Origin of the sequence: Desulfobacula phenolica (assembly GCF_900105645.1) — a bacterium.
Classification (GTDB): domain Bacteria; phylum Desulfobacterota; class Desulfobacteria; order Desulfobacterales; family Desulfobacteraceae; genus Desulfobacula; species Desulfobacula toluolica.
Map to the genome: position 1 here is coordinate 46,662 of NZ_FNLL01000018.1, position 10,441 is coordinate 57,102.

The 10,441-nt window shown below is 42.9% G+C and carries 11 protein-coding genes; 7 read left to right on the top strand and 4 right to left on the bottom strand.

Going from position 1 to position 10,441, the window contains the following annotated elements:
• Positions 1 to 40: 40 nt before the first annotated feature.
• On the top strand, positions 41 to 475 hold the full coding sequence (locus BLT94_RS20065) for an MOSC domain-containing protein (RefSeq protein WP_014959694.1): 435 nt from the start codon (positions 41 to 43) through the stop codon (positions 473 to 475).
• Between the two features lie 68 nt (positions 476 to 543).
• Positions 544 to 2,274 carry a YcaO-like family protein gene (locus BLT94_RS20070; protein WP_092238152.1) on the top strand — a complete coding sequence of 577 codons (1,731 nt, stop codon included), beginning with the start codon at positions 544 to 546 and terminating at the stop codon, positions 2,272 to 2,274.
• Positions 2,275 to 2,312: 38 nt separating this feature from the next.
• On the opposite strand, the gene mobB is transcribed toward BLT94_RS20070, so the two are convergent.
• Genes mobB through BLT94_RS20085 form a run of 3 tightly spaced genes read right to left on the bottom strand, consistent with a single transcriptional unit; the run spans position 2,313 to position 4,509 of the window.
• A complete protein-coding gene (gene mobB, locus BLT94_RS20075) occupies positions 2,313 to 2,828 on the bottom strand; it encodes a molybdopterin-guanine dinucleotide biosynthesis protein B (protein WP_092238155.1) in 516 nt (171 codons plus the stop codon).
• A complete protein-coding gene (locus BLT94_RS20080) occupies positions 2,829 to 3,884 on the bottom strand; it encodes a molybdopterin-binding protein (protein WP_092238158.1) in 1,056 nt (351 codons plus the stop codon).
• A 34-nt stretch (positions 3,885 to 3,918) separates the two neighbouring features.
• The gene (locus BLT94_RS20085; RefSeq protein WP_092238161.1) at positions 3,919 to 4,509 is read right to left on the bottom strand and encodes an FmdE family protein; all 591 of its coding nucleotides are present in this window, start codon (positions 4,507 to 4,509) and stop codon (positions 3,919 to 3,921) included.
• A gap of 167 nt (positions 4,510 to 4,676) precedes the next feature.
• Here BLT94_RS20085 and BLT94_RS20090 point away from each other — a divergent pair, with 167 nt between their 5' ends.
• Positions 4,677 to 5,108 (top strand): winged helix-turn-helix domain-containing protein, encoded by a 432-nt coding sequence (locus tag BLT94_RS20090; protein ID WP_092238164.1) that lies wholly within the window; start codon positions 4,677 to 4,679, stop codon positions 5,106 to 5,108.
• Between the two features lie 119 nt (positions 5,109 to 5,227).
• Here the strand turns inward: BLT94_RS20090 and BLT94_RS20095 are convergent, their stop codons facing one another.
• Complete coding sequence (locus BLT94_RS20095; protein ID WP_245743198.1) at positions 5,228 to 5,680, bottom strand: winged helix-turn-helix domain-containing protein; 453 nt, start codon at positions 5,678 to 5,680, stop codon at positions 5,228 to 5,230.
• Between the two features lie 511 nt (positions 5,681 to 6,191).
• Between BLT94_RS20095 and BLT94_RS20100 the strand changes: the two genes are divergently transcribed.
• The 4 genes from BLT94_RS20100 to BLT94_RS20115 form a co-directional block, all read left to right on the top strand.
• A complete protein-coding gene (locus BLT94_RS20100; RefSeq protein WP_092238167.1) occupies positions 6,192 to 8,162 on the top strand; it encodes an aldehyde ferredoxin oxidoreductase C-terminal domain-containing protein in 1,971 nt (656 codons plus the stop codon).
• Positions 8,149 to 8,682, top strand: coding sequence for a 4Fe-4S dicluster domain-containing protein (locus BLT94_RS20105; RefSeq protein WP_014959686.1), 534 nt, complete (start codon positions 8,149 to 8,151; stop codon positions 8,680 to 8,682). Before BLT94_RS20100 ends, BLT94_RS20105 begins: the two co-directional genes overlap by 14 nt.
• Positions 8,683 to 8,726: 44 nt before the next feature.
• A complete protein-coding gene (locus BLT94_RS20110; RefSeq protein ID WP_092238170.1) occupies positions 8,727 to 9,947 on the top strand; it encodes a molybdopterin molybdotransferase MoeA in 1,221 nt (406 codons plus the stop codon).
• A 117-nt stretch (positions 9,948 to 10,064) separates the two neighbouring features.
• A partial coding sequence (locus BLT94_RS20115; RefSeq protein ID WP_139168982.1) for a 4Fe-4S dicluster domain-containing protein occupies positions 10,065 to 10,441 on the top strand: 377 nt, incomplete at its 3' end.

A 10,441-nucleotide genomic window follows, 5' to 3' on the forward strand; every position in this document is an offset into this window, starting at 1 on the left:
ATATGCGCTTATATCACAATCGATTACAGGAGGTTTAAAAATGAAAATTGTTTCCATTGCTGTCAGCAAAAAAAAAGGAACAACAAAAAAATGTATCCAGCAAGCAGAGCTTATAGAAAATCACGGGATAAAAGATGATGCCCACGCAGGTGACTGGCACAGGCAATTGAGCTTTCTGGCTTCGGAAAGCATTGAAAAAGCCGGCAGCGAAGATTTTAAATTAAACTTTGGGGATTTTGCTGAAAATATTGCAACAACCGGGATTGACTGGAAACACCAGCCCATTGGCAGGCGTTTCAAACTTGGGGAAGACGCGATTGTGCAAATTACCCAGATCGGAAAAGAGTGCCATAAAAAATGTGTTATTTTTTACCGGACCGGGGATTGCATTATGCCCAAAGAAGGTGTATTTGCTAAGATTCTAAAAGGTGGAACAATTAAGGTTGGAGATCAAATAGAACAGATCATTGAATAGAACGGGTCGCCAAACATAATAAAGCAACGGGTATGGATAACAGATAGGAATTTTTGCAAGGACAATTCATGAGCTACAAAATTGAGTTAACAGATGCCTTTAAAGGGTATACTTATGACCAGGACAAAATCATGTCTCCGGAAGAGACTGTGGCCGGATTCAAAGAAAAAACAGCCAAACTGAATCTTGATATTTTAAGTCAAACCCGAAGGATTGATAATGGGCGATTGAACATTCCGGTTTTTTTCAGTGAATGCGGAGCAGATGCCATAAAAGTGACAGGCACAAAAAAACAAATGGGCAAAGGCGGGACACCTGAACAGTCGGAAGCCAGCGCCGTAATGGAACTTGCAGAACGGTTCAGTTTTTTTTCTTTTGTAAAAAAAGAAGAACACTTTTTTTATTCAACCCCAAAAGAGTTGGGAGAAAAAGCCCTTGCTTATGAAGAAATAATAAAATCCGTCCACGACAACCAAGAAGATGCATTTAAAGTAAAAAAGATCTTTGATGAACTGCCTTTAAAATGGACCATGGGATATAATCTGACAAAAAAAGAAGAAGTTATGATCCCCTTTAACTGGTTCTACATGATCAATGAATTTAACGGTCCCAGCGCGGGAAATTGTACGGAAGAAGCCTTAACCCAGGGTATTTGCGAACTGGTCGAACGGCACACCTCGTCAATTGTCAGCCATGAAAAACGAAACATTCCCGGAATAAATCTTGAGTCTTTTACTGATCCTCTGGTCATTGAAATGCTGGAGAACTATAAAAAAGAAGGGATTAAAGTGTATGCGTCTGATTTTTCAATGGATACGGGTATCTCCACCATTGGTGTCCTTGCCTGGGACCCTGCCACATTTCCCGATATGAGTGAAATTGTATGGACCGCCGGAACATCGCCCGACCCCCAGAAAGCCATGAGCCGTGCCCTTACGGAAACAGCCCAACTGGCAGGTGACTTTAATTCAGGCTCCAATTATGTGGCAAGTGGTCTGCCGAAATTTACCAACATTAAAGATGCTGAATTTATCACCCATCCTGAAAAAATGATTGATATGGATGCATTGCCCGACCTTTCAAGCAATAACATCAAAACCGAAGTTGAAAACCTGATCCATGCTCTGGACAAACGGGGATATCAGGTTCTTGCCATCAGTACCATGCATGATGAACTTGAGATTCCCGCGTTTTATGCGATCATTCCCGGGGCACATTTCAGAGAAAGAGCGGTTGCAGCCAGTGTGGGCATGTTTTCCGCCAGACTGATTACGGAAAGCCTTGATCCTGTCCAGGCCCTGTCTCGGCTGGATGATCTGGAAAAAGCATTGCCCGGCCAGTACTACACAAGCTTTTACAAGGGCCTGATGCTCTCTGCAATTTATGACATGGAAGCTGCTTTAACCCAATTTGAAACCGCACTGAACCGTGATCCTGCAGAGCTGAATCTGCCGGATATCTGTTCCCACATGGGTACCTGCTTAAAAGATCTTGAACAATATGACCGGGCCATTGAAATCTGCAAACAAGGCCTGAAGATTGATGAACAGAGACCGGATATGTTAAATACCATGGGATTCTGCCATTTTATGATGAAAAATCATGAGGTTGCCATTACCTGTTTTGAAACCGCCCTTGAAGTAGATCCTTCCCTTGCCATCAACTATGCCAATATCGGTTCAAATTACCGGGAGCTGGGCGAAAAGGCACTGGCTGTCAAATACTATGAAATGGCCCTGAAAATTGATCCATCCATTACATTTGCCAGAGAGAATATTGAGAGATTGAATGCAGATTAACCGCCACCTTTGACCATTAAACATACTGCAGGTAAAACTCAGGCATTTATCATTCCTGACAAAAAAGCGGAAATATCTGTAACACAGCTTCTTTTAAAGCAGTTTATGTTACGGTCATCTGCCTGTTTCTTTATTTTGGAATCCAACGGATCATCGGTGACAATAGCCATTACCTTGGAAATATCAGGAAAAAGCGGGGGTTTTTTCAAATCTTTTCTCCAGACTTCAATTTTGTCATATGGCCCGCTTATCCAGCCTTCTATTAGTACAATGTCCAGGTGGGTATAAAACTTTTTTATGATGCTGTCCGGTGTCATATCATGAGTTCTGGGCATATAAACGGCTGTAAGATCCCGGGTCATCATCGTCACAGGTGATGCACCGGCCTTTCTGTGCAAAAATGAATCTTTTCCGGGTTTATCCAGTTCATGGGTATGGGAACTGTGCTTGATAGAGCCAACTGCAATGCCTGTTTTAACCATTTTTGTTATGATATCCACTATCAAGGTTGTTTTCCCGGAACCTGGTTGCCCGATAACATGAAAAGGAATCATTTATCCCGCCTTTCCAAAAGAACAGGCTGGAAATCTACAGGGCTTGCAGTTCAGGCACAGACCGCCGTGGCTTAACCTGGCAAGATCTCTTAACCCCGGTCTTTCACCGGCCATCAACCGTGGCAGGATCAGATCGAAAATGGTAATTTTATGGTACAGACCGCAGGCAGGAAGTCCCATAATGGCTGTATTTTTATGGTAACCCAGAAGAAACATGGCACCAGGAAGCACGGCTGCCGAATAATGAATTTTTTCAAATCCCGAGTCCTCGATCCCGGCTTTTGTCACATCGTCCGGGTCAACCGACATGCCGCCGGTAGTAATGATCAGATCAGTATCTTTTTCAAGATAATGTTTGATCTGATTGCTGATCATTTCCCGGTTATCCGGTAGAATGACGGCTTCTTCCAGAGTTGCGCCAAGAACTGTTGTCTTTTGTTCAACAATGGCCTTGAATTTGTCTTTGACCAGCCCTTTATAGACTTCATCTCCTGTGATAATCAATCTGATTTTCAAAGGATTAAAGAGTTTAACACTGAAAATCGGATAATTGTCTCTGGCAAAATTCACAGCTTTGTCAAGATTGTTTTTATCAATTACAAGAGGTATAGCACGGGTTGCAGCAAGACTCTGGTTTGTTTTGACACTGGTATTGGTGTGGATGGAGGCGCACATCACATCCTGAAACATATTAAATTCCTCCAGGGCCTGAATATTGACTTTAAGAAGCCCGGGATAACCTGCCCGAAGTTCCAGTTTTCCCTCTGCAGGTGATCCCGAAAAGGTGACGCCCGGACCTGAGAGTGCAGATGCAAGCTCCAATGCGGCATCATCTTCATGTACCTGATCATCTGCTAAATCCAGAACATAAAGATTGTTTTTACCCATCCGCATTAACCGGCATACATCACCTGATGTTATTTGATGTCCTTTTTTGAATGCCGGGCCTTTATATCTTCCCGGTATGATCTGGGTCATGTCATGTTCAAGGGTGGTCCCCACTGCCTGCTCAACAGGTATGGTCATAAACGGTAAAAGCTTGGCATTTTCTCTCATTTTTTCTTCCTTATTTCTCTCTTATATTTTTTTCTTATTTCATGATGGCTTGATAATAGGTTCCCAATGCACATGGCCGGCAGAGAATTTGATTGTTTTTCATAACTTCTCTTTTGTCCCGGACAACCTGTCCGCATTTTTGACAAACAGCTTTGAATCGTGTAGGGCCAGGCATATCACAGGCGTTTATGGCAACCTGTACCTCTTCAATTGAAAACAGATCTTGAAGGGACATCCTCTTATAAGCAACAAGCTGCTGTTCCCTCTTATCAGTTATTTCAGGGGCATATTTTTCAGCAAGATGTCTGGCGTTTTCCGTAGACACAATCCTAAAAGCCCTTTTGGTTTCTATATTTAAAAAGGTGGCTGCCATAATGCCGTTATCCACAAACTTTAAAGAACGTCTGCCCAATCTTACACCTGTAACAAAAGAGATGGCATCTGTGGCACACCTGTCCATTTCCACATAAACAATGAGTTTTTTGATCTGGGGCAATTCTCTGGGATTGTCCAGGCCGATAAGACGGCATCCTTCAATTGCCATGCGAACGCCCACAACCTGACCTGGACAAAGATGACCGTGAGCTATTGCAGATCCCTTTAACAGGGTTTCAAAATCTTCCATCTATTCTTTCCAAATTTTATATGTCAATTTTCAAACCTTATGGATTCGACCTTATGTTAAAGCAAACATAAGGTCAAGAAAAATTGTAAAATTAAGAAGTTTTATATGACGATCTTCAAAAATTTACTCACAAACTTTCATGCTTTGTTGTGGCAAAGTGATTTGCCATGACCGTTATTTGCGCTAAAAATTTTAAAATATGTACACGAAATCAAAAAAACGATATAAATCATGAAGAAAAAACAGATAAAGTTAAAAAAGGGATTCAGATGAAGCTTAAATCTATCCAGTTGATTGTTAATGATAACGGCGGTATCGTTATGGGAACGGGAAGAATGATCATTCTTGAATCCATAGAACGCACTAATTCAATCAATCAGACCGCCAAAGAACTGAAAATGTCCTATAAGACAGCCTGGAGCAAGATCAAATCCACTCAAAAAAATTTTGGGAAACCCATTGTCATAGCTGATAAAAAAAAAGGCACAAAATTGACCCAAGACGGCAAAGCCCTTCTTGAACAGTATCGGCAATTAAAAAAAAGGTGCATTAAAGCAGACGATGTCATATTTGAAGATATTTTTTCAAACCAGGAATAAACAGGCTAAAATTTCATTTAAACTGCCTTGACCTGATCAGGACAAACGAATATGACCCGTTACCGATACACAGATATCAGGGTATTGATTACTGTAAAAAACATTTTTGTTTTTTCATTTCAAAGCAAGGCTCGATTCGGAGAATCAATATCTTCCTCTTGATTCCCCTTCCCGCAAAGTTTTCCCGTTTTTGAATCTTTTTTAGGGTTGATGACCATGTGTGATCCCAGATCCTCTTCAAAAAGCAAGTCTGTTTTTTGTTCAATATTTATTCTGATTTTATCAAACCGCTTGAGCAGATCTTCAGCCAGAGGTGTAAGCTGTGACCCCCCACCGCTTGTTCCTCCAACTTTTTTCACCAGCAGGCTCTGTCCGAGACGCTCTTCTGTGGCATGAATCCTTGCCCAGATGGCCCGGTATCCCATTTTAAGCTTTTTGGCAGCAGCATTCAGAGAACCTTGATGTTTAATCTCATTTAATATCCGATATCTGCCCAATCCGAATACTACATTCCCCTGGGAATCCTCCAGCCATATTTTTGAACGTGTATAAAACTTGCTATTCTCCATCATTTATTTTTGACCCTAATTTAGATGGTTTTTATTACTTTCTATATGAAAGCCTTAAAAAAATCACATAAAGACTTTCAATCTTTGTTGTGGACAAATCTGAACGAAAGACCAGGTCTGCCCGTGGCACTTTATATATAACTGATATTGAAATTTTGATCAATATTCTGATTTGATCAATGTCTATTATAAACAGGCAAGTGGTGAAACATGAATTGACTGCCAATAATAGAAACAAAATGACTATAGACCAGGATTAATCAAATTCATTTTATAAATCTTAAAAGTAAAATAATTTTTTGTTGTCGTTATGTTTTTCTTGACACATCGCTATATTGTAGTTATTTAATTGCTACATTATAGTTATGTCTTTTTTGACACAACGAACAACACTGTCAGTCCACTAATAGGTCAAAATATTTGCCATTAAAATGCAGTGTTATTTGATTTTTATGAAAAAAAGGTTTGTTTAAATTTTAATTATGGACAAACCAATACATGGAGGTGGATAATAATGAGATACGCTGAAACAGGGTATAATTTGGAAATTGATTTAACGAGAGGAAACATCGAACGGGTGGAAACAGACCCGAAATTGATGGAGCTTCATCTGGGAGGTCTCGGCACCAGTGTCAAAATACATTATGACAGGGTTCCTCCTGAAACGAAAGCCTTTGACCCTGAGAATCTACTGATATTCAGTACCGGTCTTTTATGCGGTACGCCTACTTTCAGCGCTAACCGTACCCTTGTCAGCTTTATTTCTCCTCAAACAAATTTACTGGCATACCCAATGATGGGAGGATTCTGGTCGGCGGAATTAAAGTATGCAGGGTATGACAAAGTAATCATGCGCGGCAAGTCCCCAAAACTTATTTATATATGGATACACAATGACAAAGTTGAACTGCGGGATGCCTCTCATTTAAAAGGTAAAGGCGCGATTGAAACCCAGGAACTCATAAGAAAGGAACTCAAAGATCCTAATGTTCAAGTCGCAGCTATTGGGCTTGCCGGTGAAAACAGATGTTTTACGGCTTCCATTGAGCAATCCAGATCAAGTTCCAGCAGGGGTGGCGGCGGTGCTGTTCTGGGAGATAAAAACATAAAAGCGATAGCTGTCCGAGGAACAAAACCTGTCAATCTTGCCCGGGGGGCAGAATTTATGGAGCATCTAAAGGAGGTAAGAGAATACATCGACTTTAGAAATGAAAATCCCATTCCAGAGGTAATGCCAATCCTGTCAGGAATAGGCTCACCTCAAATGATGAAACATGTTGATGAAAAATGGCATACTGAAAGCTTTGCCTGGGGAAATGCCCGTACCAGAAGAAAAGATTTCTGGACAAAGGAAATTGAAGAAAGTTGGGAGAAGAGTCAAAGAGGTGCTATCCAGCGCTTCATCAGCTGTTTTAATTGTCCCCAGCAATGCGGGGCATTGATTTCCCATGATGATGTACCCAAATACATGATCAAGTGCTTCTCAAAGCTGACTTACGCCATGGCGGCTCATGTGGATGATCTTGATTTCAGCTGGAAAATCTGCCAGCGTGCTTTCCAATACGGACTGGACTCCTTTTCAACCCCGCAGATTCTGGCCTTTGGTGTTGAACTTTATGAAGCCGGTATATTTACGGATGAGGATTTTGCAGGATGTCCGTCCGATAATGAAGGAAGATTTTTCTGGCTGCTTGACAAAGTTGCCCGGCGGGAAGGTATCGGTGATTATTTGGCTGACGGAACCTATTGGGCTGCAAAGCGTATCGGTAAAGGTGCTGAAAAATATGATCATAATACCACTAAAAAACATGAACAGATGAATATCAAGCTGGGAATGCTTGATCCGCTCTATTACCTGATGTATGCGACCAACGAAAAAATCAGTATTACCCAGATGGAGGGCAACTGGCCCCAGGCGCCTTTTCCTTCAAAGGAAAACAGAGAGTCTTTTGTAAAAGACTGGCCACAGTTGCCTGATGAAAAATTCAAAACATATTTCACAGAGTGGGAACCCCGAGGAGACAAAGCAAACCCAGCCTATCCTGATCCCCAAACAGCTTCGGAAATTGTGGACTGGATGGAGATGCTGCACAACATTGATGATGCACTCGGGATATGCTGCGGCATGGGATCATTTTGCCTGAAACCACCCTACCATGTCCATAATTATCCCAAATTAATTTCAGCTGCAACCGGGATGGATGTGGACAGATATGACTTAAAGAAAATTGTCAACAGAAGCCGGAATCTCCATAGAGCGGTTAATCTTATAAGAGGTATGGTCAGGGCAGATGAAAAGCCGCCTGAAGATCACTGGAAACACAGATTTCCCGAGCTTGAAGAAGATCTTTTGACCAAATATTATACATTCAAGGGATGGAATTACGATGGTGTTCCCACAAGAGAGAGACTGGAAGAATTAGACCTGGCATATGTCGCGGATGACTTAGAAAAGAGGGGGATTTTAAAAGATGGCCAAAATTAAAAGAACAATCAAGACAATAAAAGTTGATGCGGACAAATGCAATGGCTGTCGGACCTGTGAGGTTGTTTGCTCTTCTGTTCACGCTAAACCAAAATACAGCAGTGTTAACCCGGCAGCCTCCCGTATTCGCGTTATTACACATCGTTTAAGAGATATCTGGCTGCCTGTTTTTGCAGGTGAATACACACCTGCTGAATGCAACGGCAGGGATAAATATGTGATTGATGGAAAAGAATACGATGAGTGCGGTTTCTGCAGGGCGGCCTGTCCGTCAAGGGACCTGTTCAAAGAACCTGATTCCGGGCTTCCTTTAAAATGCGATATGTGTGAAGAAGAAGAAGGTGGTCCTTTGTGTGTTGAGTGGTGTCTTAATGATGTCCTGACCTTGGAAGAAAGAGAAGAGGAAGTGGATGAAGAAGTTGAGATAGATGAAATGGAAGCCGGACTGGATGCTTTGATAGACCAATATGGATTTGAGAAGATAAAGACAGCCTGTGCCCGAATTTCGCAAAAAGGCTGAAGAAATAACGATATCCTCTGCAATAGGAATTTGGGAGATTTATTATGCGTAAAGAACCGCTTATGGGATACGAACAGGCATTAAAAGTAACCCTTGAAACGATTTCACCGCTGAATAGCCATCGTGTGATTGATATTTCCGAATGCCTGGGCAGAATCATTTCCGAGGATCTTTATTCCCAGGTAAATTCACCATCCATTGATGCATCCATGAAGGATGGTTATGCGGTTCAATCAGAGGAAATCCAGTCTGCAACCCTGCAAAACAGTGTGCGATTAAAGATTATCGGAATGGCGGCAGCAGGGTGTACAAACAATCAGGCGGTAACCTGCGGGACCACCGTTCGAATTCTGACAGGGGCCAAAATCCCGGACGGAGCCAATGCGGTTCTGGCTGAAGAGTTCGCCACCCGCCGGGAAGATATTCTTACGGTTTTCAACACGGCGGAACCTGGCCGGAATATTTTGCCGAAAGGCGCTGATATCGGTACAGGTGAATTGATTGCTGCTAAAGGAAGTCGCCTTTCCCCTGGTATGATGGGCACACTTGCCGCAGCCGGGTATGGCAGGTTGCCGGTTTATCACCGGCCAAGGGTCGCCATTTTGGCGACAGGCGATGAGTTGGTGGCCCCTGGACAACCGCTTACTGACGGAAAGCTTTACGCCAGCAATATGGAGATGTTAAAGGCATGGTGTCTGCGATACGGCATGCACACATATTGCTCGATTGTCAGCGACAAGAAGGATATCGTCATTGAAAAAATAGCAGCGGCTGTTGCGACCCACGATGCAGTGATAACAAGTGGCGGTGCATGGACCGGGGACCGGGATTTTGTTGCCCACACGCTGAATACCCTTGGATGGAAGAAGCTGTTTCATCGGATTCGAATGGGTCCTGGAAAAGCCGTAGGGTTTGGAATACTAAACCAGAAGCCTGTTTTTCTGCTCCCCGGAGGTCCGCCGTCCAACCTCATGGCTTTTCTCCAGATTGCACTGCCGGGTCTTTTAAGACTGGCCGGGCATAGCCGTCCATTGCTTCCCAGGATAATGGTTAAGCTACAGAGCGGGGTCAGCAGCCGTAACACCAACTGGACCGAATTCGTATACGGATATTTGAGGACTGGAAACGAACATACCATTTTCAGGCCTCTCAAACTGACCAGCCGGTTAAAAACCATGGCCGGTGCCCAAGGAGTAATGGCGATTCCAGAAGGTGTAAAATCCTTGCCGGCGAGCGCTGTTGTTTCTGCGCAGCTGCTCATATGATAAAAGGCTCAGATCAGGAGATGAAATTTTAAAACTGCACACAGAACTAAATAAGCGATATAAAATTAAAACAACAGGACTAAATCAATAAGGCAAAGAAAAGGATTAATAAAGACAGTGGAAACTATAGCCCCCTTCATAGAAGTAATAGATGAGATAAAAGAGGCCGGTGGAGACGTCTTCAAGTTATGCTTTCAGTGCGGATTGTGTGATTCGGTTTGCCCGTGGAATAAGGTTCGACCCTTTAGCATGCGCAAGCTCATTCGAGAGGCGGCTTTTGGTTTAACTGAAATAGAAGGCGAAGATATATGGCGTTGTACAACCTGCGGAATGTGCCCGTCACAGTGCCCCAGAGGCGTCAAACAGATAGATGTCAGCGTGGCCCTGAGAAGAGTGGCAACCGAATATGAAGTTTTTCCAACTTCTGTCCGGTCTGCCCGTACTGCCCGAGCCAGTCTGATTTCCGAAGGCAACCCCTTGCAGGGAGACCGTAA